The sequence below is a fragment of the Mycobacterium sp. 852002-10029_SCH5224772 genome, assembly GCF_001667315.1.
In the GTDB taxonomy this organism is placed as follows: domain Bacteria; phylum Actinomycetota; class Actinomycetes; order Mycobacteriales; family Mycobacteriaceae; genus Mycobacterium.
The window spans coordinates 88,831-111,889 of record NZ_LZHT01000005.1; the positions used below are offsets into that span (position 1 = coordinate 88,831).

At 64.3% G+C, this 23,059-nt stretch carries 22 protein-coding genes; 8 read left to right on the plus strand and 14 right to left on the minus strand.

Features of this window, described 5'->3' with window-relative positions; translation table 11 throughout:
* The first annotated feature begins 20 nt into the window (after positions 1–20).
* On the plus strand, positions 21–614 hold the full coding sequence (locus tag A5775_RS00995) for a hypothetical protein (RefSeq protein WP_067245942.1): 594 nt from the start codon (positions 21–23) through the stop codon (positions 612–614).
* On the opposite strand, the gene A5775_RS01000 is transcribed toward A5775_RS00995, so the two are convergent.
* The 8 genes from A5775_RS01000 to A5775_RS01035 are packed head-to-tail and all read right to left on the minus strand — an operon-like array spanning position 583 to position 7,415.
* Positions 583–1,221 (minus strand): TetR/AcrR family transcriptional regulator, encoded by a 639-nt coding sequence (locus tag A5775_RS01000; protein ID WP_067245945.1) that lies wholly within the window; start codon positions 1,219–1,221, stop codon positions 583–585. The two genes, A5775_RS00995 and A5775_RS01000, sit on opposite strands and share 32 nt — an antisense overlap.
* Positions 1,222–1,243: 22 nt before the next feature.
* Complete coding sequence (locus A5775_RS01005; protein WP_067245949.1) at positions 1,244–2,422, minus strand: lipid-transfer protein; 1,179 nt, start codon at positions 2,420–2,422, stop codon at positions 1,244–1,246.
* Positions 2,419–2,871 carry a MaoC family dehydratase gene (locus A5775_RS01010; RefSeq protein WP_067245952.1) on the minus strand — a complete coding sequence of 151 codons (453 nt, stop codon included), beginning with the start codon at positions 2,869–2,871 and terminating at the stop codon, positions 2,419–2,421. The genes A5775_RS01005 and A5775_RS01010 overlap by 4 nt, the downstream gene beginning before the upstream one ends.
* A complete protein-coding gene (locus A5775_RS01015; RefSeq protein ID WP_067245955.1) occupies positions 2,868–3,998 on the minus strand; it encodes an acyl-CoA dehydrogenase family protein in 1,131 nt (376 codons plus the stop codon). The genes A5775_RS01010 and A5775_RS01015 overlap by 4 nt, the downstream gene beginning before the upstream one ends.
* 21 nt (positions 3,999–4,019) lie before the next feature.
* Positions 4,020–4,433 carry a Zn-ribbon domain-containing OB-fold protein gene (locus A5775_RS01020; protein ID WP_067245958.1) on the minus strand — a complete coding sequence of 138 codons (414 nt, stop codon included), beginning with the start codon at positions 4,431–4,433 and terminating at the stop codon, positions 4,020–4,022.
* Positions 4,433–4,984, minus strand: coding sequence for a MaoC family dehydratase N-terminal domain-containing protein (locus A5775_RS01025; protein ID WP_067245962.1), 552 nt, complete (start codon positions 4,982–4,984; stop codon positions 4,433–4,435). Before A5775_RS01025 ends, A5775_RS01020 begins: the two co-directional genes overlap by 1 nt.
* On the minus strand, positions 4,981–6,186 hold the full coding sequence (locus A5775_RS01030) for an acyl-CoA dehydrogenase family protein (protein WP_067245965.1): 1,206 nt from the start codon (positions 6,184–6,186) through the stop codon (positions 4,981–4,983). The genes A5775_RS01025 and A5775_RS01030 overlap by 4 nt, the downstream gene beginning before the upstream one ends.
* Positions 6,186–7,415: a cytochrome P450 gene (locus A5775_RS01035; protein ID WP_067245968.1), complete on the minus strand. Its 1,230-nt coding sequence runs from the start codon at positions 7,413–7,415 to the stop codon at positions 6,186–6,188. Before A5775_RS01035 ends, A5775_RS01030 begins: the two co-directional genes overlap by 1 nt.
* A 198-nt stretch (positions 7,416–7,613) precedes the next feature.
* Between A5775_RS01035 and A5775_RS01040 the strand changes: the two genes are divergently transcribed.
* Positions 7,614–9,074: an aldehyde dehydrogenase family protein gene (locus A5775_RS01040; protein WP_067245971.1), complete on the plus strand. Its 1,461-nt coding sequence runs from the start codon at positions 7,614–7,616 to the stop codon at positions 9,072–9,074.
* Complete coding sequence (locus A5775_RS01045) at positions 9,071–11,470, plus strand: CaiB/BaiF CoA-transferase family protein (protein WP_067245974.1); 2,400 nt, start codon at positions 9,071–9,073, stop codon at positions 11,468–11,470. The genes A5775_RS01040 and A5775_RS01045 overlap by 4 nt, the downstream gene beginning before the upstream one ends.
* Positions 11,471–11,515: 45 nt before the next feature.
* Here the strand turns inward: A5775_RS01045 and A5775_RS01050 are convergent, their stop codons facing one another.
* The 3 genes from A5775_RS01050 to A5775_RS01060 all read right to left on the minus strand — a co-directional run bounded on the left by A5775_RS01050 (position 11,516) and on the right by A5775_RS01060 (position 13,905).
* Positions 11,516–11,992 carry a MaoC family dehydratase gene (locus A5775_RS01050; RefSeq protein ID WP_067245977.1) on the minus strand — a complete coding sequence of 159 codons (477 nt, stop codon included), beginning with the start codon at positions 11,990–11,992 and terminating at the stop codon, positions 11,516–11,518.
* A complete protein-coding gene (locus A5775_RS01055) occupies positions 11,989–13,182 on the minus strand; it encodes an amidohydrolase family protein (RefSeq protein WP_067245981.1) in 1,194 nt (397 codons plus the stop codon). The genes A5775_RS01050 and A5775_RS01055 overlap by 4 nt, the downstream gene beginning before the upstream one ends.
* Before the next feature lie 87 nt (positions 13,183–13,269).
* Positions 13,270–13,905: an isochorismatase family protein gene (locus tag A5775_RS01060; RefSeq protein ID WP_067245984.1), complete on the minus strand. Its 636-nt coding sequence runs from the start codon at positions 13,903–13,905 to the stop codon at positions 13,270–13,272.
* 50 nt (positions 13,906–13,955) lie between these two features.
* Here A5775_RS01060 and A5775_RS01065 point away from each other — a divergent pair, with 50 nt between their 5' ends.
* Positions 13,956–14,402 carry a nuclear transport factor 2 family protein gene (locus A5775_RS01065; RefSeq protein WP_067245988.1) on the plus strand — a complete coding sequence of 149 codons (447 nt, stop codon included), beginning with the start codon at positions 13,956–13,958 and terminating at the stop codon, positions 14,400–14,402.
* A 7-nt stretch (positions 14,403–14,409) separates the two neighbouring features.
* Here the strand turns inward: A5775_RS01065 and A5775_RS01070 are convergent, their stop codons facing one another.
* A complete protein-coding gene (locus A5775_RS01070; RefSeq protein ID WP_067245991.1) occupies positions 14,410–15,312 on the minus strand; it encodes a TIGR03619 family F420-dependent LLM class oxidoreductase in 903 nt (300 codons plus the stop codon).
* Positions 15,309–16,424 carry an acyl-CoA dehydrogenase family protein gene (locus tag A5775_RS01075; protein ID WP_067245995.1) on the minus strand — a complete coding sequence of 372 codons (1,116 nt, stop codon included), beginning with the start codon at positions 16,422–16,424 and terminating at the stop codon, positions 15,309–15,311. Before A5775_RS01075 ends, A5775_RS01070 begins: the two co-directional genes overlap by 4 nt.
* Positions 16,425–16,762: 338 nt before the next feature.
* Here A5775_RS01075 and A5775_RS01080 point away from each other — a divergent pair, with 338 nt between their 5' ends.
* Genes A5775_RS01080 through A5775_RS01095 form a run of 4 tightly spaced genes read left to right on the plus strand, consistent with a single transcriptional unit; the run spans position 16,763 to position 21,705 of the window.
* Positions 16,763–17,959 (plus strand): amidohydrolase family protein, encoded by a 1,197-nt coding sequence (locus A5775_RS01080; RefSeq protein WP_067245998.1) that lies wholly within the window; start codon positions 16,763–16,765, stop codon positions 17,957–17,959.
* Positions 17,960–17,966: 7 nt separating this feature from the next.
* Complete coding sequence (locus A5775_RS01085) at positions 17,967–18,935, plus strand: acyl-CoA dehydrogenase family protein (protein WP_067246003.1); 969 nt, start codon at positions 17,967–17,969, stop codon at positions 18,933–18,935.
* Positions 18,932–20,134 carry an acyl-CoA dehydrogenase family protein gene (locus A5775_RS01090; RefSeq protein WP_067246006.1) on the plus strand — a complete coding sequence of 401 codons (1,203 nt, stop codon included), beginning with the start codon at positions 18,932–18,934 and terminating at the stop codon, positions 20,132–20,134. Before A5775_RS01085 ends, A5775_RS01090 begins: the two co-directional genes overlap by 4 nt.
* The gene (locus A5775_RS01095; RefSeq protein ID WP_067246009.1) at positions 20,131–21,705 is read left to right on the plus strand and encodes a class I adenylate-forming enzyme family protein; all 1,575 of its coding nucleotides are present in this window, start codon (positions 20,131–20,133) and stop codon (positions 21,703–21,705) included. Before A5775_RS01090 ends, A5775_RS01095 begins: the two co-directional genes overlap by 4 nt.
* A 142-nt stretch (positions 21,706–21,847) precedes the next feature.
* Here A5775_RS01095 and A5775_RS01100 read toward each other — a convergent pair whose 3' ends face one another.
* Positions 21,848–22,981, minus strand: coding sequence for an amidohydrolase family protein (locus tag A5775_RS01100; RefSeq protein WP_067246330.1), 1,134 nt, complete (start codon positions 22,979–22,981; stop codon positions 21,848–21,850).
* Positions 22,982–23,059 lie beyond the last annotated feature (78 nt).

The following is a 23,059-nucleotide window of genomic DNA, read 5'->3' on the forward strand; positions in this document are numbered from 1 at the left end:
CCCTTCAGAAGGGAAAGAGAATGACGTCTGACCGAACGGCTCGGCACCGCAGAATCGCCCACGCAAAATGGGAGACCTATGCGAAGGCACCGGAGATCGGAAAGATCACCTACGGCGACGAGTGGATCTACTCACCAGACGCCGTGATGATGTGCCCCCTGTTCAACAACGGTGCCGCAATGCCCATGGCCGACCTCGCGTCCGAGAAAGTGCTGGCGGCCATCCGGAAATTTGCGCCAGACGGCGACATGCTCACGTGCGAATTTCGCATGTGGTGGAAGCACATGTCCGACTTTCGGATCGTCACGCCGTTCGACTGTACGGCGGCCGACTGGGGGTTCGCAGTCCGCGACACCTATGCGGGAACGCTGCCTGACGGGACGGTGCTCAGGCTCCACGAATGGGACTACGTGTGGACCAACGAAGAGGGCCATATAACGCGGTGGGACTGGTTCGTCGATTCGCGGGAGTGGTACCCATTCCTCGACCTGATAGGCCTCGAGCCCCACGGCCTGACGTACGAGGACTACACCGTCAACTTCCTGCGCGAAGGTAGCATCAGCCGGTTGACGCCCGCTGACACTAAGTCGAGTCTCCCGCGGCGGTCAGGTTGACCCGCACTGTGCTCCGGCGCCCGGCATTCAGGAAACCCCGCACTACGTAGGCCCGGACAAAGTCCGCGACCACGCTGTCGTCGCCCATGTCGAGGTAGGGCGACGGAGTGGTGAACAGCGAGAACAACATCCGCGCAAACCACTCCGTAGCAGAGCGGACATCGAGGTCACTGCGGACCTCGCCCGTCAGTCGTGCGGCCGACACATACGGTGCGAGGAACTCGCTGCATTCCCGTAGCAGGGTCGACGCATTCTTGGTCAACATCAGGCTGACTTCGTCTTGGTCGAAATATGACTCGGGCTCCACCACCCGGCGGGCTTGGGTGACGAAAACGCCTGCCCGGACCAGCTTCTCCTCCAAGGTGCTACCGCCGTGGCGGTCGATCGCCTTGGCCAGCCTGCGATAGAAGCCCTGGGACGCCGCCTCCGCACAGGCCTCGACGATCGTCTCTTTGTCCCGGAAGTACTCGTAGAAGGTGCTCCTGGACACATCTGCGACACGCGCGATGTCGACGATCGTCGTCTTGCGCAACCCTTGCGTTCGGAAGCAGGCGAATGCGGCCGAGATGAGCACCTCGCGTGTGTCGATCGCCGTCGCGTGTGTCATCTGGAATCCTGGCCTTCTGCGCTCAGTGGTCGGGCGCGAGGATCAGCCCGCTCGTTGGAACGCCGGTACCCGACGTGACAAGCACGTGTTCGACGTTGTCCACCTGATTATGGGACGTGCCCCGTACCTGGCGGACACCCTCGGTGATGCCGTTCATGCCGTGGATGTAGGCCTCGCCCAGCAGTCCGCCGTTGGTGTTGATCGGCATCCTGCCGCCCAGCGACAACTCCTCGACCGAGACGAAATCCTTGGCTTCCCCGCGACCACAGAATCCGAGCTCCTCGAGTTGAGTGAAGACGAAAGGCGTGAAATGGTCGTAGAGGAACGCCGTCGAAATGTCTTGCGGTTTAAGGCCAGAATCCCGCCACAGCTTGTCGCCGACGACACCCATTTCGGGCAGGCCCGTGATCTCCTCGCGGTAGTAGCTGGTCATCACCTCACCGTCGTGGGCGGCGCCTTGCGCGGCGGCCGCGATGACCGCGGGCGGCTTGGCCAGGTCGCGCGCTCGCTCGACGCTCGTCACCACCATGGCGACGCCCCCGTCGCTTTCTTGACAGCAGTCGAGCAATCTCAGCACGGGTTCGATGATCCACCGCGATTCTTGGTGCTGCTCAATCGTTATGGGCTTCTGGTAGAACCAGGCGTCGGGATTGTTCGCGGCATGCTTGCGGTCGATGACCGAGATCTTGCCGAAATCGGCGTTCGTGACACCGTATGTGGTCATGTAGCGCTGAGCGTGCAACGCGACCCAGGCGGCCGGCGTCATAAATCCGAACGGCGCATAGGGCGCCATCCATAGTGGCGTCACGCCCGCTTGACGGCCGGCGCCGCCGAAACGGAATCCGGATCGCTCGTTGAACGCGCGATAGCACACCACCGCTTCTGCCACGCCCGTCGCGACCGCCATCGCGGCCTGCATCACCGTTCCCGCGGCCGCGCCACCGCCGTGTGGGACCCGGGTGAAGAAGGTCAGATCCCGGATCCCGACATTGCGCGCGACCTCGATCTCCTCGTTGTCATCGACGCTGAAGGTGACCATGCCGTCGATGTCGGCCGGACGAAGGCCGGCGTCGTTGATGGCGGCTTTGACTGCCTCGCAGGCCAGTTGCATCTCACTGCGGCCCGATTCCTTGGAGAATTCGGTTTGGCCGATTCCGGCAACCGCGGCCCTGCCGCCAATACCGCGCGAGCCGTCGCTCATGCACCCACACCTTCGAGCAGGCTCAGCACCGCGGTCCCGGAGACGTGGTCGCCGAGGCTGTTGGTGCCCTTGAAGGTGACCTCGATGAAGCCTTCGCCGTCGGCCGACGACTTGTCCGTGACGGATCCCGTGAATCGCATCGGGTCGTTCGGGTATGCCGGCACACCGAGACGAATGGATAATTTCTTGATCATCGCCTCGGGGCCCGCCCAGTCATGGAGGAACTTCACGCAAAGTCCGTTGGTCGTCAGGATATTCAAGAAAATGTCCTTGGATCCTTGGGAATTCGCAAAATCGCGATCATGGTGTACGGGCATGTAGTCACGGGATGCGATGGCACCGGCGACGATCAGTGTGGTGGTCACTGGAACGTCCATCGGGGTGACTGCGTCGCCCACGTTGATGGATTTCCACCCGAGCGTGGTGGTGCGGTCGACGGTGGAGGTCATTTGTTTCCTTCCGAGTATGCTGCGCCGAGCCGGGCGAGTTGTTGGGGGGCCGATCCCAGTGACAGCTCGATCTGCTTGGCCCACAGGAAATAGCGGTGCACCGGGTAGGTGACGTCGATGCCCATACCGCCGTGGACCTGTTGGGCTGACGCGACGACCCGCGCTCCGGCTTCAGCGGCCCAGAATTTGGCGATGGCGGCCTCGCGGGCCGCGGGTCGGGCCTCCGCGATCAGCCACGCCGCGTGCCAGGTGGTCCACCGTATCGCCTCGACGTCGATGAACGCATCGGCCAGTCGCTGCTGCACGGCCTGAAATGAGCCGATCGGTCTGCCGAACTGCTCGCGCTGACTGGTGTAGGTGGCGGCGATCTTCAACGCCCGCTCGGTCACGCCGACCTGCATGGCGCACAGTCCGACAAGTGCCCGGGTGTACAGCGAGCTGACGGCATCCGGCCCGTCGGTTCCGGTGAGCCGGCGTCCGATAGCGCCGGCGAGTTCGACGTCGGCAAAGGGTTCGCCGTTGGTGGTGCTTGTCGGCGAGACGACGACGCCACTGTGGTCTCCACTTGCCGTCTCGACGACGTAGAGGCCTGGGCCGTCATCCGCCTGTGCCGACACCACGATGGCTTCGGCAAGCTGCGCCGCCGGCACGAGTTCCTTCGTGCCGGTCAACGTCCAGGCGTCGCCATCAGCGCGTGCGATGGTGCGCGGCGCGGTCGGATCGGAATTCCCCGGTTCGGCGAGTGCGGCGGTCAGGATCGCGTCGCCGGCCACCACCTTCGGAAGGTAGCGCTGCTGAATACTCGAGTCACCGTGGCGCGCAATCGTATCCGCACCAAGCACCAGGGTCGCGTAGGCCGGGACAGGCGCGACGCTCCAGCCGACTTCGGCGAGTAGCACGCCGAGGTCGAGGAAGCTACCACCGCTGCCGCCGACAGACTCGGGCAGCGCGATCCCCAGCAGGTCCGAGGACGCCAGCTCACGCCACAGCGCGTGGTCGTAGCGGACGCCACCTGTTTCAACGCCCGATTCCAGGTCGGTCAGGTGTTCGGCGGTGGCACGGTGATCGAAGAGTTGACGGGCCACCTTGCCGACGGTCTCTTGTTCTTCGGTGAAGGAAAAGTCCATGTTCGTCTGATGCCTCGCGTGTCAGCGCGTGGGCCGGAACTGGTGCAGCACCAGATCGTCCCCGCTCGGGATTGCTTCGAACTTCTCGTAGAAGACCTCGACGGGCAGACCGACCTCGATGGCCGCGGGCTCGATGTCGCACAGGTTCGACACGATGCGCACGCCTTCGTCAAGCTCGACCAGCGCCACCACATAGGGGTACTGGAGGAAAGGCAGCGGCGGGTACTGCGGCATCACGAAGCTGTAAACCGTTCCGCACCCGGTCGATTCGATGGAATCCCAGTTGAGGGATTGGCAATTCCCGCACATCGGGCGGGGTGGCACCCGCAACGTCTTGCAGTCGGTGCATCGTTGAATCAGCAGCTTGTGATCCTTGAGACCCGACCAGAAGAATTCGGTGTCCGGACTGATCGACGGGGCAAGTCTGGCGGCCATCAGCTTCCTGTCTTGAATCGCAGCGTGCGGAACCGCTGGCGGCCGATCACCTCACCGTGCTGGTCGCGGTAGGTCGTGATCCAGGTGACGAAGTAGCCATTGCCCATCGCGGTCTTCTTCTCGTCGGAGATCGTCTCGAACACCGTCTCCGCGGTGATCTCGTCGCCGACCCGCGGGTAGCGCTCGAGCTCGAACTCGGAGTTCGTGGCGATGATGCCCGTGTAGCCCGCGTCGGAGAGGAATTGCAGCGGGTTCGTCTTGATTTCGATCGGTACGCCGCCGCGTTCATGGATGCCGGCGAGCTTGGGCGGAGGCATCGTCCAGCTCTGGAGCATCACCGGCGGGGAAACCAGGGCACCGTAGCGGGAGTTCTCCGCGAACTCGGCATCGAGGTAGGCGGGATTCATGTCGTCCAGCGCGTACGCCCAGTGCCGGATCATCGCGGCATTCACCGGATCAGGGGCGCGGGAGGGCCTGCCGACTCCGTCGGTGGGCGTCCCGATGAGCGCATCGAGGCGCTCGCGCAGGTCGTCTTTCGTTGTCTCGGTCACGGCTTGGAGCTTCCTTTCTCCGATGCGGCCCGCATATCCCGGGGCGCGCGCGGCATCCCGAGACCGGCCATGGCAATGATGTCGCGTTGAAGCTCGTTGGCTCCGCCGCCGAACGTGTTGATGACCGCCAGGCGGTATGCGCTCTCCAGCTCGCCTTTGAGCGGGGCCGCCGAACCCTTGCGCACGCCGGCCTGTCCCACCACTTCGAGCAGTTCGCGGGCGACCTGTTGGGTGAGCTCGGTGCCGAATACCTTTGCCGCGGAGGCCTCGCCCATCCCGAGGACACCAGAGCTCATGGTCGCGTTGACGCGCAGGTTCAGCAGTCGGTAGGCCGCGACTTGCGCTTCGACTCGGGCCAGGGCCTGCTGCACCCAGGGCTGGTCGATGACTACGCCGTCGTCGAGCGGTGTCGTCGATGCCCATTTGAGCGTCTTGCTGAACAGTGGTTCCAGCGCACCGAGATTGCCGAGGGCGGCGCGTTCCAGGTTGAGCTGGTTCGTCACGAGCGTCCAGCCCTGGTTTTCGCCGAGCACGATGGCGCTCTCTGGTACGCGGACGTCATCGTAGAACGTGTAGTACGTGGAAACCCCCGGCATGGTGTGCAGCGGCTTCCAGGAGAATCCGGGTGAGTCGGTCGGGACGATGAACAGGGTGATGCCCTTGTGTTTCTTGACGGTTGGATCGGTGCGCGCCGCAAGCCAGATATAGTCGGCGAACTCCGCGCCGCTGGTGAACATCTTGGAACCGTTGATGACGAACTCGTCGCCGTCGCGTACCGCGGTGGTACGCAGCGATGCGAGGTCGCTGCCGGCACCCGGCTCCGAGTAGCCGATCGCGAAATCAACGGCGCCCTTGAGAATCGCTGGGAGGAACTTGGCCTTCTGTTCGTCGGTGCCGTATTGAATGAGGGTGGGTCCGACGGTGTTCAGGGTGACAAACGGCAGCGGTGCGTTGACCCTTCGCGCTTCCTCCGAGAAGATGTACTGCTCCAGCGCGGTCAGCCCGCCGCCACCGTATTCAACCGGCCAGGCAACCCCGAGCAGCCCGGCTTCGCCAAGAGCGCGCCTGCACTCGGTCATCGCGGCGCCGCCCTCGGTGAGGTTGGCAACGGCGGCGCGGCGCTCCGGGGTCATCACCGCCTCGAGGCGGGTCCGGTAGTCCTTTCGGAGCTGCTCCTGTTCAGGCGTGTAGTCGAAGTCCATCAGTTGTCCGCTCCCAGCCGGACCGGCATGCGTTTCACCCCGGGCACCATGGTGGCGCGAAGGCGTGACACGTCGCCGGTGAGCTCGATCGTGGGATAAGCGCCCAGCAGCACCTCGAACATCACCCTGGCTTCCAGGCGGGCGAGTTGCGCACCAAGGCAAGCGTGCTCACCGGCCCCGAATGCTATGTGAGGGTTGGGATTACGGGTGATGTCGAACTCTTCGCAGGTGGGCCCGAAGATCTCCTCGTCGCGATTGGCGGCGCCGTAGAGCATGACCACGGTGTCGCCGGCCTTGATCTGCTGGCCGCGGATCTCGATGTCCTCGGTGGCGCGGCGGGCCATGTGGGTGACCGGGCTGGTGTATCGCAACATTTCCTCAACCGCGCTCGGAAGCAGCAACGGGTTCGATTGCAGCAGTGCGAACTGGTCGGGGTGGTCGATCAGGGCTAACGTGCCCAATGCGATCAGGTTGCGGGTGGTTTCGTTGCCGGCGACCAACAGCAAGAACGAGAAGTTGAGCAGATCCGCATCGGACAGTCGCTCGCCATCGACCTCGGCTGCGGCCAGGATGCTCAGTAGATCATCCTGCCCGCTGACCTCGCCCGAGCGCCGGGCGGCAATGAGCTTGGTGAAGTATTCGTACAGCTCACCGAGCGCGACCATCGAATCGAGTTCGATGTCCGGGTCGGCGGTGCCGACCGCTGCGTCCGACCACGCGCGGAACTGCTCCCAGTCTTCGGGCGGGGCGCCCAGCATCTCTGCGATCATCCGGGTTGGTAGTGGTGCGGCGATTTCCTCGGCGAATTCGTACTCCCGCGATGGGTCGACACTGTCGACGATGTCCTTCACGATCTGGCGCACTTTGGGCTCGAGCAACTGCACCTGGCGCCGGCTGAAGCCGGAGTTGATGAGCTTGCGAAGCTGCCGGTGACGGGGGGGATCGGTGAAAATCAGGTTTCCCTCTTGAACGGGTTCAGGCTGGGTGGGATCCGGGATCGTGATGCCCTTCGTCGACGAGAAGATGTGTGGGTGGCCCGAGACGTAGCGGACGTCCTCGTACTTCAATAACGCCCAGAAGTTGGTGACGTCGTTCCACACAACCGGCGTCGTGTTGCGGAGTTCTCGGTAGATCGGGTATGGGTCGCCGGCGTAAAAGTCCGGTGAGTGCAAGGGGACAGTAGTAGTGGGCACAGCATGCCTTCCTGACACTGAGCTTGTCAGACACATTAATTAAGAATGTCCGTTCTCAACGGTGTCTACAGTAAAGCCGGATCATCTGTCAATCACGGTATATCTAGCCTAAATTAGCGTGCATTAGCCGTTGACGGCGTTGCGACCGGCGTGTACACACAGGTTGAGTATGTAAGTTCTCTTGGTGGCGTCGCTTACGCCGCTCCACGATCATGCGGTCAGGAAGGCAGACAGATGGCTGGGTCGCGTTCCCTTCTCGACAGCTACGCGCACTACATCGGGGGCCAATGGGTCGCCCCGGACAGTGGGCGCTACGACGTCGTCAACCCCGCCACTGAGGCCGTGATTGAAACGGCGCCCGATGCGAGTGTGGCTCAGGTCCAGCAAGCCATCGCAGCCGCCAGGTCCGCGTTCGACACGGGCCCGTGGCCCGCGGCCGAGCCTGCGGAACGGGGCCGATGCCTGCAACAGCTCAGCGATGCGTTGCTGGCCAGGGGCGAGGAGATCTACGCCCTGGCTCAGGCCGAATGGGGTTGTACAGCAAATGAGCGGCTGATTCACGTCGATGGTCCTGCCTTCATGGTTGGTCATGCCGCCGAGCTCGCCACGGAGCCGGCCGAGGCGCCGATGGATGCGTGGGGCGCGGCGGGCACGACGCTGTTGCGCTACGAACCACTCGGTGTGGTGGCGGCGATGACGCCGTGGAACTTTCCGCACACTCTCAACGTCATGAAGCTGGGCGCAGCGCTCGCGGCGGGAAATACGCTCGTACTCAAGCCTTCGCCGCTAACGCCGCTGGCGGGGCTCGCCCTCGCGCGGATCATCGACGAGGACACGGATATTCCGGCCGGCGTCGTCAACGTGGTCACACCGACCGGCGTCGAGGCCAGCAGAAGCCTGACCCTGGATCCCAGGGTCGACATGGTGAGTTTCACCGGCAGCTCTGCCGTCGGCCGCGATGTGATGGCGGGCGCGGCTACCACCATGAAGCGCGTTTTGCTGGAGTGCGGAGGCAAGTCGGCGACCATCCTGCTACCCGACGTCGACGTCAACGACGATCTGTTGGAGCGGCTGCTGTTCGAGGGATGCACGATGCATGCGGGTCAAGCCTGCATTCTCAACAGCAGGTTGCTGCTGCCCGATACGCTCCACGATGAGGTGGTAGGCCGGCTTGCCGAGCTGTCCCGCGCGGTCGTGATCGGGGATCCCGTCGATCCGGCGGTCACCATGGGACCGTTGATCAGCCGCGAGCACCTCGACCGTGTCGAGGGATTCGTCAAACGCGCTGAAGCCGACGGTGCACTCGTGGTGGCCGGAGGGGCCCGCCCAAAGGATTTGAGCAGCGGTTTCTACTTCGAGCCAACGATACTCACCGACTCATCGGCCGATTCGTACATCGCGCAGGAGGAGGTGTTCGGCCCCGTGCTGACCGTGTTGCGGTACCGCGACGACGACGATGCCGTGGCCATCGCCAACAATTCGTCCTACGGGCTCGGCGGTGCCGTGTGGGGAAGCGACGTCGATCGCGCGGTGGCGATCGCCCGCCGGATCAGGACCGGACAGGTTTTGATCAACGGCACGATCCCCGGAGATGCGCCATTCGGCGGTTTCAAGCAGAGCGGAATCGGCCGGGAGGGCGGTGTGATGGGGCTGCGGGCTTACATGGAGCCCAAGGCCATCGGGATACCCACGTGAACCGGCCGCTGACGGGCTTGCGAGTCGTCGAGCTGGCCTCGGAGATCGCGGGTCCGTATTGCACGAAGCTACTCGTCGACCTCGGCGCCGATGTGTGCAAAATCGAGCCCCCGTCAGGCGACCCGCTCCGTCGCTGGGGTCCGTTCCCCTCGGGGCAGCCTCATCCGGACCGAAGCGGTCTGTTTGAGTACCTGAACGCCGGAAAGCGTGGCACCACACTTGATTTCGCAGACCAAGGCGACATCGCAGTGTTGCGCGACACTATCTCCCAGGCCGATGTGCTCGTCGAGGACCTGCCCGCGGGCGCGCCTGAGCGCCTCCAGTGGGGGTTGGACGCGGGCACCCTTGACCACATCAACCCGAACCTTGTCGTGGTACGCGTCTCGAGCTTCGGTCAGGAGGGGCCGCTGCGCGACCGGGTGACGACTCCGCTGACCCTGCAGGCGGCGGCGGGGTGGATCAATGTGCGTGAGCCCGGCAGGGCGCCGGTCCAGGCCGGTGCGCGTATCCCGGAATACATCGCGGGCGGGTACGCCGCCCTCGGCGCACTCACCGCGCTCCGCATCGCGGCGGCCGAAACGAACCGGCCGGTCGAGGTGGACGTGTCGATGTTCGAGTCGCTGTTATCGACACTGCCTTACCCCATGCTGATTGCCGCGCGCCTGAAAAGCCTCGGCCTGCCAACTAATTCCAAAGCTGCGCCGATGCTGGGTATCGTGCACGCCGCCGACGGTTGGATCGGAATCAACTGCCTGACCGGCCAGCACTGGCTGGACGTGTGCGCAATGGTCGGACTGCCCGAGTTCGGCGACCATCAGCTCGCCATCATGCTCGGCGGCCCCGAGCGCGACGAGTTCTTCGCCAAGGCCCAGCCCTTCCTTGAATCGATGTCCGTTGCTGAACTGGTCGAATTGAGTCAGGCCATGCGGATACCCGCGGCGCCGATCACCGAGGGTGACACCATCCCGGACTGTCCGCAGTATGCCGAGCGCGGGTTTTTCATCGAGTCAGCCTCCGATGCATGGCGATTCACCCGGCCGGGCGCACCGTTCCGGCTTTCGAAGACTCCGGTCCCGCCGCCATTGCCCGCTCCCGCCGTCGGGACAGATGCGAAGCCCGCGTGGAGCGAGGGCGGCGAACGCCGCCGGCCGGCCGTCGGCTGCCTCGACGTCTCGCTGCCGTTCGCGGAATTGAAAGTGTTCGACCTGAGCACTTTCTGGGCGGGTGCGTATCTGACGTGCTACCTCGGCGCGTTCGGGGCCGACGTGATCAAGGTCGAGTCCATCCAGCGACCCGATGGACATCGCTACTCGGGCTCGCTGCTGCGTGAGGGCGACGACTGGTACGAGCGGGGCCCGCTGTGGCAGGGAACCAATCTCAACAAGCGCGACATCACGCTTGACCTCACCTCTGCCGCCGGTCGCGAGCTGGCGTTGCGGCTGGCCGCTGAAGCCGATGTGGTGGTGGAGAACTTCTCGCCGCGCGTGGTCGAACAATTCGGGCTGGACTACGACTCCATCGCGCGCCTCAATCCCGGCGTGATCATGGTGCGGATGCCCGGATTCGGGCTGCACGGCCCCTGGCGTGACTACGTGGGGTGGGCGCTGAATATCGAACAGGTATCCGGCATGTCGGCCGCGACCGGTTATGCGGAAGGCCCGCCGTGCAATCTGCAGGGACCCGCCGACCCGATCGCCGGCGTACACGCGTGCGTCGCGCTGCTGGCCGCGCTCGAGCACAGGCGATCCACCGGGGAGGGGCAGCTGATCGAGGCCGCGCAAATCGAGGTCGGCGCGGCGGTGACCGCCGAACCCGTCATCGAATATTCGTTGACGGGTTCGGTGCGGCCGCGCGAGGGAAATCGCCACCGTCGATACGCCCAGGGCGTCTACACGACGAGCAACGCCGACGAGTGGGTCGCGCTCTCGGTGCGTGATGACGCGGACTGGCTTGCGGTGCTGGACGCCATTGACCGCTCTGACTTGTGCGACGATCCGAGATTTGCCACCGCAGCAGCGCGGCGGGACAACCATGACGAATTCGACGAGGTACTGACGAATTGGACGTGCGGGCGAACCGCGGAGGAGATCGTGGCTACCTTCGGCCGGCATGGCGTGCCCGCCGAACGACTCCTGACGGCCGGTCAGATGTATGACGTCGAGCAGCTCGCCGCGCGGGGCTTCTATCAGGATCTGGACCACCCGATCACGGGCCGACATCGGTTTCCCGGCTGGCCGTTTCGCATCTCGCCGGGACCCGCGCACCATCACCGGACCGCGGCGCCGACCCTCGGGCAGCACAACTCCGAGGTGCTTGAAGCGCTTGGCCTTTCCGGGCGGGAAATTGATGCGCTGGCGGAACAACTCGTCATCGGACAGCGCGTGCTGAACGCCTAGTCGACGATCTCGGGGTTTCGTAGTGGCACCGCCCTCGCCATGAAATCAGGCGCCGACCATCGCGGCGATCGTGTCGACAACGCACGCCGGGCGATCGCTGCCCTCGACTTCGACGGTGACGCGAACCGTGGCGCGCCCGCCCTTGTCGTTGCGCTCCACCTTGAGCAGTTCGGCACCCGCCCTGATGCGGGTGTCGACCGGTACCGGCGCGGGGAAGCGCAACTTGTCGCTGCCGTAGTTGACCTGCATCGCCAATCCGGTGACTCGGTAGATCTGTTGCACGAGAATGGGTACCAGCGACAATGTCAAATAGCCGTGCGCGATGGTCTTGCCGTAGGGGCCGGCGGCCGCCCTCTCCGGATCGACATGAATCCATTGATGATCACCGGTCGCCTCGGCGAACAAGTCGATTTCCTTCTGAGTGACCTGCCGCCAGTCGCTGAAACCGAGGTGCTCGCCGACGTGAGCCTCGAAGTCGGCGATTCCGTCGTAGACGGTCGGGGACGGGGGCGCCTGGGTCACGCCGGTACCTTGAGCCCTAATTGCTCAATAGCGTTGCCGCCCATGATCTTCGCCTTTGCGGGCTCCGCGACGCCGTCAAGTCGGTCGACGAAGCTCAGCGGATCACCTATACCCTCGGGGTGCGGGAAATCGGAGCCGAACATCACGTGATCCTCGCCCATGATGTCGATAATCCCCGTGAGGTCGTCCTCGAGGAACGGGTGGATGTAGATGTTTCGCTTGAACACCTCGACGGGGTGCTCGTCGAACTCCTTGGGCATGATCTTGTAAGCGGTGTTCAGCTGTTCGAGCAGATTGCGCACCCATCCGCTGCCGTTCTCGACGCAGAAGATCTTCAGATCGGGGAAGCGGGACAGGGCGCCGTGGCAAATCATCGCGGCCAGGGTGTCCTCGATGGCGCGGTGGCCCATCACGACCTCGCGTAACGCGCTCGGCTTGAAGGACAGGTACTCGTCACCGCCTTCCCAGTCCATGAGGTGTTTCTGGTAGCCGCTGTCCGAAGCATGCATGGTGACAGGCATGCCGGCGTTCACGACTTCTTCCCAGAACGGATCGAACTCGGGGAGGCCCATGGACCGCGAACCGCCGAAGCGGCTGGGCACGGGTGCGGGCCGCACCAGAAATGTCTTCATGCCATGCTCGAGGCCCCAGTGGAATTCCTTGATGGCTTCGTCCACCAGGGGCAGGCAGATGACGGGGGTCGCGAAGATCCGGTCGTGGTAGTTGAATGTCCAGTGCTCGTGCATCCACTCGTTGAGCGCGTGGATGATCGCGTGGGTAAGGATGACGTCGTCGGTGGTGCGTTCCTCGATGAGGCTGGCCAGGGTCGGGTACATCACACATTGGTCGATGCCGAGCTCGTCCATCAGCTCGAGGCGGGGCCCGGGATCCTGATATGCGGGAATGACATCCATTGCCTCGCCGACGAATTCGCGGAAATTGAGGCCTTCGGGGTTGTTGCCGAGGAAGTAATCCTCGGCGCTACCCGGCTTAGCAACGCGCGCGAAAGTCGGGTTGGGAATCATATGGCTGATGTGGTCCTTGACGACGAGTTTGGGACGGCCATTGACCTCGACGTAACCGACCTTCCCGCGATGCTGCTTCGGCAGGTACTTCGTGAGCGCGTCCGTCGTCTCGTACATGTGGTTGTCGATGTCGAAAACCGGGTACGGCAAGGAACGGGAAGACATTGAACTTTCCTCCTGAGCAGCGAATATGACCATTTACGCTATATGAGAACGACGTTATCATCATCGCCCCGCGACATCCAGATCGGGTCAGGGTGTGCGGGATTCTTGCCATGCGTTGACCACGGCGTCGGTGGTGGTGACCGTGGTAAGCAGCGCCAACGTGTTGTCGATGATGGACTCGGCGTACTCGCGCGGATAGCCACTCACCGCGTCGCGAGGCAACACAAACTGGTAGCTGCGATTCACGGCGTCCATCACAAAGTTCTGAATAGCAATGTTCACCGAAACACCGACTCCCACAATTGTCTTGATGTTCATATTCCGCAGTACGGAGTCGAGATCCGTACCGGTCATGGGCCCGACGCCATGGGTTCGAGTGAGCACGAGGTCACTGGGTACCAAACCGAGCTCGGGCAGAACCGACGCACCGGGACCGCCGGGAGTCAAGTCGGCGGCGAACGACTTCCCGGACATGAACAGCCTGGCGTTGGTGTTCGACCCGCGGTTGTCAGGGCGCTTCTCGATGAGGCAGTGCACGACCGCGACCCCGGCCGCCCTAGCGGCGGAGAGCAGCTTGGCGATGTTGGGAACGGCCTCGCGGTGCGCCTCTTCTGCGAGCAACGGGAGTCCGGCCTGCGGGCCTATCACACCGCCCTGACACTCCTGGGTCACGAGTGCGGTGGTTGCGGGATCGAGCAGTTCTCGGAGGCTGGGTTGCGGCATGAGAATAGACGTTATCGTGTGCTGGAACGCAAATTCCACGAGGAGGGTCGATGGAGATGTGGGAGCTCGAGGTGAGGGAGTCGGTACGGCAGACGTTGGCCGACTACACTGCCGCCACCGATCGATTCGATCTCCGGGCCCTGGCGGCATGCTTCTGCGACCAAGGCGTGTTGGAATTCACCGGCGGCGCCGGGCCACTGACCGGGCCCGCACAAATCGAGGCGGGCCTCGGTGCGGCGATGACGCGGCCTGTGCAATCGGGGCCGCCGGCACGGCAGCCACCGACTCACGTCCGCCACCACGTGTCCAGCATCAAATTCGGATCGGTGGCCCACGACAGGGTCGAGGTCAGCAGTTACTTTGCCGTCCACACTGACATCGGGCTCGACCATTGGGGCCGCTACCGTGATGTCCTCATCCCCGCGAACGGCCGGTGGCTGTTCGCTCATCGCAGGATCGGTGTGGACGCGTTCGCGGCGAACAGCCTGATGGCCTGAGGAAGCGTCATCGCCTGATGAACTCTTTGGCGAAGGCGCGCGAACGGTCGATGAGTTCGGTCCGGTCGGGGCCCGATGGCGCGATGGTGAGCCAGGTGACCCCGGCCGTAGCAAGATTTTCGATGGTGGCGTGACGTTCGTCGGCTGATCTGCTGTCGTCCAACAGATTTCCCGCGGAAAAGCAGATGTCCAACGGTGCGGTACGGCCGATTTCGGCCGCGTATCGTTTGGCCCAGTGGATGGCCAGCTGCAACTCGTCGATCGTCGAAATCTCCGCGGTGCGCGACGCCGCAGCGTAGCCGAACGTGTTGAACGGTGCCCATCCCTGCGCCCGCGACACCGCCCGGCGAACGGCGCGCTTGCTGTTGCCCCCGACCCACACCGGCGGGGGGCTCGTCGGCAGCGGGCGCAGTCGAACACCACGCGCGGCGAAGGAGCTTCCTTCGTAGGCGATGTCCTCACCCGTGAGCACCTTGTCCAGCACGTCGAGCGCCTCGTCGAGCAGAGCGCCGCGGTTGTCGAAATCGATTCCGAGGGCTTTGAATTCGGGCTTGAGGTAACCCGCAGCGGTCCCCAGGATGAGCCGCCCCTTCGAGAGCGTCGCGAGGCTTTGAATCGACTTGGCGCCGAGAAACGGGTTGCGGTAGGCGGCGATGTAGACATTGGTCAGCAGCTTGACGTCGGTGGTTGCGGCGGCGGCGAACGCCAACGCGACGAACGGGTCGAGGGCGTGGTGGCCACCGTGGTCGAGCCACTTCGCGTCGGGTGCGGGGTGGTCGGTGACGTGGACAGCCGCGAATCCGCTTGCTTCGGCCACTCGTGCGACGTCGGCGATGGCTTCGGCAGTCACGAACTCGTCGACTGCCTCGACACGATGCGTAGGCAGTTCGAGGGAGAAGGAGACGGTCACAGGGGTCCTTTCGGTTCGGAGACGAGCGCGGCCAAACGCTGGGCGTGGTAGTCGGGTGCGCCGAAAATCAACTGGGTGGCCTTGGCGCGTCGGACGAACAAGTGAGCGTCGTGCTCCCAGGTGAAGCCGATGCCGCCGTGGATGCGCATGTTGTCGAGCGCAACCTGCAGGAAGGCCTCCGAACACACCATTTTCGCGACCGACGCGGCGGTTGGCAGGTCATCGGTTCCCGCCACGTCGGCCGCATGCGACGCGGCCGAACGCCCACCCTCCACCTGAACCAGCATGTCCGCGCACCGGTGTTTGACGGCTTGGAAGCTGCCGATGGGCCGACCGAACTGGATTCGATTCTTGGCGTAGTCGACGGCCATGTCGAGGCAGCGTTGCGCTGCGCCGACCTGTTCGGCGCTGAGCGCGATGAGGGCGAGGTCCGATGTCCGCGCAAGGAAACTCGCGGCGCCCCCGTCCGGTCCGATCAGCTGTGCCTGTGCACCGTCAAACTGCACGCGGGCCACCTTGCGGGTGCGGTCGAGCCCGGCCAACGGTGTGCGACGAAGACCCTCTGTTCCGGCGCGTACCGCGAACAATGAGATGCCTGCGGTCGTTCTCGCTGCTGCCAGGACGATGTCCGCGGTGTGGCCGTCAATCACGAGCGGTGCCGCACCGTGGATCCGATGACCGTTTGGGTCGCGGTCAGCCCTCAACGTCACGGCGCCGGGTTCCCATGCGCCGAGTTGGCCGTTGAGGATCAGCGTCGCGGTGCTGGAGCCGTCGATGAACCCAGGAATCAACTGCTCCGCCGCCGCGTCGTCGTCGCTGGCGAGAATGGCTTGTGTTGCCAGGCCGACCGTGGCGAAAAAGGGGGAACATGACAGCACGCGTCCCATTTCCTCGAAGACCACCGCAAGTTCGACCACACCGGCGCCGGCCCCACCCCAGCGCTCGGGCACGGCGATGCCGTGCAGGCCCAATTCGCCGGCCATCTGGCGCCACGAGACCTCGTCGTAGCCGGTATCCGTCTCCATCAGGCTGCGAACGGTCTCGCTGGGCGAGGTCGCGGCCAGGTAGTCGCGGATGACGCCGCGCAGGTCATCGACCTCACTGGTCGGCACGCACGTACTCCAACTTAGGCCCCAGTACGTTCATGACCGCTGGACAGCCGCCGATGACCCCGGATTTTCCGGTCGCAGATATTGGGCCCAAGCGCATGTCAGCTCGTGCGGGAATTGCTCTGTCCAGCTGGATAATTCGAAGCGCTGTGGATGCCCGGCCGATCGCGTTGTCCGTCAGCGGATTTGATGGGCTCATGTCTTCCTCGGTGCGGTGGCGGCCGGGTCGGCGCCGCTCATGCGGGCGCGCGGTTATCCCGACCGGGATAGCCATTGCCGGACCAGGATAGTATGTTTTGTGAAAATAGAGAATAAGCATTCTCGCCCGAAGGAGCGAAGCGGTGACGACGAAACTCGGCTACGGCATCTTTGACTGCGACACCCACTGCTACGAGACACGGGATGCGTTCACCCGTTATCTGCCGGAGGAGTTTCAGGACCGGGCGATCACCACCGTGCGCGGGGCGGACGGCGTCGAGGTGATCCTGGCGGGGCGGCGGGTCGCCACGTTCAACAGCGAAGGGGGACTGGGTCTCGATGTCGCTTATCGGCCCGGCTCGCTCAAGGAGATGCTCAGGCAAATGGGATCGGGCAACCCCGAGGAGTCCTACGAGCCGCAACCGATGCAACCGGAATTCATCGAGCGTACCGCGCGCCTTGCCGTCATGGCGGAGCAAAACATCGAACGTATGGTCATCTATCCCAGTGGTATGGCCCTGGCGGCCGAACACTACGTCGATGACACGGCGGCGCTGTATGCCAATCTGCGCTCGTTCAACCGATGGTTTGACGAAGAGTGGGGTTTCAACTACGAAGGCAAGATCTTCGCCACGGCGCTGATGTCGTTGCGCGACTTGGATTCTGCGATCGCTGAGACAGAGGCGATCATCGCCCAGGGTGCAAAGTTCGTGCTCCTGCCGACTGGGCCGGCTTACGGTCGATCTCCCGGCGACCCGTACTTCGACCCCATCTACGCGCGCTTGCAGGAGGCCGGCTGCATCCTGGTGTTCCATATCATGCCGTTCTGGTACTTCAATGCGATCTCGCCGGCCTGGGGACAGAACTCCGACCCTGCTTCCTGGCACATGTCGGCGTGGCAGTGGATGAACGTGTACGGTCAGCGGCCCATCGAGGAGACGTTGTCCGCACTTATTTTCGACAACCTCTTCGGTCGCTTCCCGGGTCTGAACGTTCTTGTGGCCGAGCATGGAGCGGAATGGGTGCCGTTCTTCGTCAAGCATATGGACAAGAGCCGCGGTATGGGCCGCAACGGTCCGTGGATCGGTGGGAAGCTGACGGAACGGCCATCGGCGATCTTCCGCCGTCATGTCCGTGTCGTGCCGTACCCCGAGGACGACATTCCGGCGATTGTCGCCGGCCTGGGATACGACGACTGCTTGGTAATGGGCTCGGATTATCCGCACGCCGAAGGCCTGGCTGTGCCGGCCGAGTTTGCCAAGCTGCTCGATCCGCTCGACGACGCCGTCAAGCGGCGGATCATGCGCGACAACGCCGACCAGTTGCTCTCCCGGAGTTAGCAGGGGCATGGCAGACCAGGATTCGGCCGACGTCGACCTCGACCTGCTGAGGGCATCGGCGCGGCAGTTCCTGGCCGAACGCGGCGAGCAGGAATCCGTCAAGGGCCTCGCGGCGATGGACTGGACCGGCCTGCTCGTCGACGAGAAAATGGGTGGTGTCGGCCCGCGTCCGGTCGAAACGTGCGTCGTCGCCGAGGAACTGGGGCGAGCAAACGACAGGTCCGCGTGGCTGGGAACCGCACTGTCGGCTGCGGCGCTCGCCTGCGCGCCCGAGAGCGTGCGGGACGAATTGCTGCCGGGTCTGCTCTCTGGCGCAACCGCCGCGGGCTGCGCCGTCGCCGACCACGGCGCGCGGATTGTTCGCGGCGATGCGATCGACCTCGCCGTTGTACTGGGACACAACGGAATTCACCTGCTGCGCGACGTGGATCCTGTGCGGCTGGCACTGGACGTTGATCTGCTGGACGTCACACGAACTGTATGGCGTATCGACCTCACGGACGCGCCCAGCACACTGATCGGACCGCCCGAACGCGCCAAGGAGCTGATGGCGGTGGCCCGGCTGCTCGTTTCGGCCGACTCCATCGGTGCCGTGTCGATGACTCTGGAGCGCCTGACGGCGTACCTGAGGGAACGGGTGGCGTTCGGGGTGCCGATCGCGAGCTTCCAAGCGATTCAGCACCGCCTCGTCGAGCTGTTGGTCTTCGAGGTCAAAGCACGCGCGGTCGTCATGAGGGCGGCGCGCGCCATTGCCTCTGCCGACGCACGGGCGCCTGTACTGACGGCCGCGGCGCACGCCTTCGTGACGGCGAAAGCCGCGGCCGCCGTGGACGAATGCATGCAGCTATCGGGCGGCATCGGATTCACCTGGGAGTACCCGCTACACCACGAACTGCGCCGTGTCTTCACCAACGGTCAGCTGATGGGCACGGCGCGCGCGAGCCGGCAGCTGCTGGCGGAGGTATCCGGCTGGTGAGCATGTTTCCGGACCGGCCCTCCGAGGCGGAGCTGACCGAATTCAGGGATCGGGTCAGGGCACACATCGCCGAACACGCACCGGCGATCGAAGCTCGCGAAGGCCATCGAGCCCCTGAGACCGCCGAACAGGAAGCGTTGCTGCGCGCCTGGTTCGCCGGCTTGTTCGAAGCGGGATTCGTCGGCGCGGACTGGCCGGTCGAACACGGCGGTCGCGGCGATTATCATCCGCTGCACGATCGCATCGTGAGTGAGGAGATTCTGCGCGCCCGCGCACCACGCCCGGTGGACCAGGTGAACCTGGCTGCCCATGTGCTCCTGCACTTCGGATCTGACGAACAGAAACGCGCACTGCTGCCACCGATTCGGCGCAGCGAACATGTCTGGTGCCAGCTACTCAGCGAGCCCGATGCCGGCAGTGACATCGCCGCAGTGCGCAGCCGCGGCGCGCGGCAAGACGATGGAAGCTGGGTGATCGACGGGCAAAAAACCTGGATCACCGACGGACACTGGGCCGACATGGGCCTCGCGCTGATTCGCACCGACCCGGCCTCGTCGCGCCACCACGGCCTGTCGGTGTTCACCGTCCCGCTCTCGGCAGACGGCGTCGAGGTTCGCCCGATTCGCACGATCGGTGACGCGATCGAGGTCAACGAGGTCTTCCTCACCGAAGTCAGACTTGATGCCGAGAGCCTGATCGGCGAGGTGGGCAACGGCTGGTCGATCATCATGGCGGGCCTGGATTTTGAACGATTCGGCATCGGCGGGAACGTCGTCCTGCTGGAATTGCTGATCGACGATCTCGTCGTGGTGGCCCGGCACGCACATGTCGACGGCGCGCCGGCGTTGGAGAGCGGCGACGTCCGCCAGGCGGTCGCCGAGTTGGCCGTGGAGGTCGAAGTGGCCAAGGCGTTCATCGACGATCACGTGGAGCGCCTGACATCGGGCGACGAACAACCGGGGGACGGCTCCATAGCCAAGTTGAGTTTCGCGGAGACATACCACCGCGTCGCGGCCTATGGCGCCGAGTTGGCAGCGTCTGCGACCGTCGCCGGTGGTGCGGACCAGGAATTGCAGAAGGCCCAACAGAGGTTGCGTGAATGCTGGTTGTGGTCGCGCGCCTACACGATATCGGGTGGCAGTTCGGAGATGATGCGCAATATTCTTGCCAAGCGCCGACTGCGGTTGCCGAGCCGGTGACCACACATCGCGCCGCGCGGACGTACTGGTCCCTGGTGGAGACCGCGGCGCGGGCGCACCCTGACTGGGTAGTCCTCGCGGATGACTATGGGCGTCGCCTATCCTGCGCCCAGCTGCGGGACTCCGCATTGACATGTGCGGCGGCGCTTGCGCAGCGGGGGATCGGCGCGGGCACGGTGGTGTCGTGGCAATTGCCGACCACGCTGGAAGCGATGGTCGTCATGACGGCGTTGACGCGCCTTGGCGCCGTCCAGAACCCGGTGCTGCCCATTTGGCGAGAGAGCGAACTCCGCTTTACGACAACAGAACTCGCGACCGAAGTCATGATCGTGCCGGGTTTGTGGCGCAACTTCGATCACACCGCGCTCGCGCATCAGCTCGCCCGTGAAAGCGTCGGTGCGCGGCCCATGTCCGTCGTCGTCATCGACCACGACGCGCCTGTCACCGACGAGCTCCGGCTGCCTGTCGGCGATCCGGGGACGTTACCTTCGCCGCCACGTGGCGACGAGGATCCGCGCTGGATCTACTACTCGTCGGGCACGACGGCGGCACCGAAAGGCGCGCGCCACTGCGACCGCTCGGTCATCGCCGGCTCGGCCGGGGTTATCGGGATCGTCGGAGCGTCCAGCAGCGACGTCAACCCGATCGCCTTCCCGGTGTCGCACATCGGCGGCGCCGCCATGCTCGCCGCCGGCCTGCTAACCGGCATGAGGTTGGTGCTGTTCGACGCCTTCGACCCGGTCGAGACCCCCTTTGCCATTGCGGCGCACCGCCCGACCCTGTTGGGCAGCGCGACCCCCTTCTTCGTCGCCTTCATGGCGGCACAGGCGAAACATGGTGACGAACCGCTCTACCCGGACCTGCGTGGCTGCGTCGGTGGCGGTGCGCCGATCACCCCTGAGCTTGGTCGCCAAGTGCGGCGGACACTTTCAGTGGACGGCGTGGCCAACGCGTGGGGCCTGACCGAATTCCCGGTCGCCACGTCTCAGGCGCCGAATGGGCCTGCGGAACTGCTGGATCACACCGTTGGAAAACCGGTGCCGGGCGTTGCGGTCCGGGTCGTCGACGGAACGGAACAGCAGGTCCCGCAAGGAGACGAGGGGGAGTTGCGGCTCAAGGGGCCGCAATGCTTCCTCGGCTACGTCGACGCATCTTTGGATGCCCACGCGTTCGATACCCAAGGATGGTTTCGCACAGGGGATCTGGGCCGCATCGACGACGACGGTAACGTCGTCGTCACCGGCCGAATCAAGGATGCGATCATCCGCAATGCGGAGAACATTTCGGCGCTCGAGGTCGAGGGCGTGCTGGCCAGCCACCCGGCAGTGGCCGACGTCGCGGTCATCGGCGTGCCCGATGAGCGGACCGGGGAGCGCGTCTGTGCCGTCGTCGTCCCGCGCCCAGGCGCGGCGGTGACGCTCTCGTCGATGTTCGAACACTGTCAAGCGCGAGGTCTGAGCAAGCACAAGACTCCCGAACGACTCGAAACCGTTGATGCGCTACCTCGTAACCTCACCGGCAAGGTGCTCAAAACCGAATTACGTTCCCGATTCGGGAGTCGGTCCCCCTGATCCATGATCAGTTCAGAAGGGATGTGAGATTTGTGGAACCCCGACGACACGGTGTCGGCCAACATCACGCCCGCCAAGACAGGCGACGAGCTGTCCCGCCCGATATCGCGTGGCGGCACCTGACGCGGTTTGTCGAACTCGGCTAGAGGCCGATGAGCTCCTTGAGGTTGCCGCCCATCACCCGCGCCCTGGTGTCGTCCGGAAGATGCTCGAGCTCCTTGACGAAATCCACGGGGTCGGCCAGCCCCTCGGGGTGCGGGTAGTCCGACCCGAACATCACGCGATCCGCACCCAGGATGTCGATGAGGTGCGACATGTCTTCCTCGTGAAAAGGATTGATCCACACGTGTCTACGGAAGACATCGCAGGGATGCTCGCTGAAGTCGTATGGCCTCTTGCGGTACACGCGGTCGAACACGTCCAACAGGCGGTGTGCCCACGAGCCGCCGTTCTCGACCACGCCGACGCGTACCCCGGGGAAGCGCTCGAAGACCCCGTGCGCGATGAACGCCCCAAGAGTGTCGAAGATGTTTCGGCTCTCCTCGTAGATGAAACCCCGCAGCTTGCTCAGCGCGAATCCGTTGAACTCCGTAGCCTCCTCCCAGTCGTCGACGTAGCGCTCATAGCCGGAGTCCGAGTTGTGCATTTGCACCGAGATACCCGAATTCTCGACCAGTCGCCAGAAGTCGTCGAACTCCGGCAGCGCCGGCGACCGCGACGTGCCGTCTTCGCGCGGAACGGGTGCCGGCCGGATCAGTACCGTCCGGGCGCCATTGTCCAGGCACCATTCGAGTTCCTGAACGCCCAGCGCGGGATCGTTCAGCGAGATCGCGGGAACAGGGAAGATTCGGTCCTTGTAATTGAACGTCCAGTCGTCGAGTAGCCACCGATTGAATGCATGCGTGACCGCGTGGGTGAGCTCGGTGTCGGATTTCGTCCTTTCCTCGAGCATGCCCGCCGTCGTCGGGAACATAACGGCACCGTCGACGCCCTGCCTTTCCATCAACGCCAGGCGTAGGTCGGGCCGCCGGAACTCATCGGGGCAGCGGATCGGTTCGGCGAGTTCCCGCAGTGTCTTGCCCTCTGGATTTATGCCCCGGAAGTAGTCGGACCAAGCGCCCGGTGTGGGGATTACCTCGTATGTCGGGTTGGGGATGCACTCGGTGACGACGCCGAGGATCTGCAGCTTTTTGCGGCCATTGACGTCGATGAACTTCAGCGCTTCGGAGTACTTCTCCGGGAGATACCGCGTGTAGGCGTCGATGGTCTCGTACATGTGGTTGTCGGCGTCCCACACTTCCAAGGGTTTGTCGTCGTCCACCTGCGCCTCCAACACGTGAGAGAATGATGATTC

What these genes read in the sequence shown, in the direction of transcription:
- A5775_RS01085 (WP_067246003.1), top strand. Translation starts at nt 17,967, where the DNA reads ATGGCAGACCAGGATTCGGCCGACGTCGACCTCGACCTGCTGAGGGCA.
- A5775_RS01015 (WP_067245955.1), bottom strand. Translation starts at nt 3,998, where the DNA reads ATGGACTTTTCCTTCACCGAAGAACAAGAGACCGTCGGCAAGGTGGCC.
- A5775_RS01000 (WP_067245945.1), bottom strand. Translation starts at nt 1,221, where the DNA reads ATGACACACGCGACGGCGATCGACACACGCGAGGTGCTCATCTCGGCC.
- A5775_RS01020 (WP_067245958.1), bottom strand. Translation starts at nt 4,433, where the DNA reads ATGGCCGCCAGACTTGCCCCGTCGATCAGTCCGGACACCGAATTCTTC.
- A5775_RS01100 (WP_067246330.1), bottom strand. Translation starts at nt 22,981, where the DNA reads ATGTACGAGACCATCGACGCCTACACGCGGTATCTCCCGGAGAAGTAC.
- A5775_RS01055 (WP_067245981.1), bottom strand. Translation starts at nt 13,182, where the DNA reads ATGTCTTCCCGTTCCTTGCCGTACCCGGTTTTCGACATCGACAACCAC.
- A5775_RS01030 (WP_067245965.1), bottom strand. Translation starts at nt 6,186, where the DNA reads ATGGACTTCGACTACACGCCTGAACAGGAGCAGCTCCGAAAGGACTAC.
- A5775_RS00995 (WP_067245942.1), top strand. Translation starts at nt 21, where the DNA reads ATGACGTCTGACCGAACGGCTCGGCACCGCAGAATCGCCCACGCAAAA.
- A5775_RS01040 (WP_067245971.1), top strand. Translation starts at nt 7,614, where the DNA reads ATGGCTGGGTCGCGTTCCCTTCTCGACAGCTACGCGCACTACATCGGG.
- A5775_RS01060 (WP_067245984.1), bottom strand. Translation starts at nt 13,905, where the DNA reads ATGCCGCAACCCAGCCTCCGAGAACTGCTCGATCCCGCAACCACCGCA.
- A5775_RS01010 (WP_067245952.1), bottom strand. Translation starts at nt 2,871, where the DNA reads ATGACCTCCACCGTCGACCGCACCACCACGCTCGGGTGGAAATCCATC.
- A5775_RS01005 (WP_067245949.1), bottom strand. Translation starts at nt 2,422, where the DNA reads ATGAGCGACGGCTCGCGCGGTATTGGCGGCAGGGCCGCGGTTGCCGGA.
- A5775_RS01035 (WP_067245968.1), bottom strand. Translation starts at nt 7,415, where the DNA reads ATGTGTCTGACAAGCTCAGTGTCAGGAAGGCATGCTGTGCCCACTACT.
- A5775_RS01065 (WP_067245988.1), top strand. Translation starts at nt 13,956, where the DNA reads ATGGAGATGTGGGAGCTCGAGGTGAGGGAGTCGGTACGGCAGACGTTG.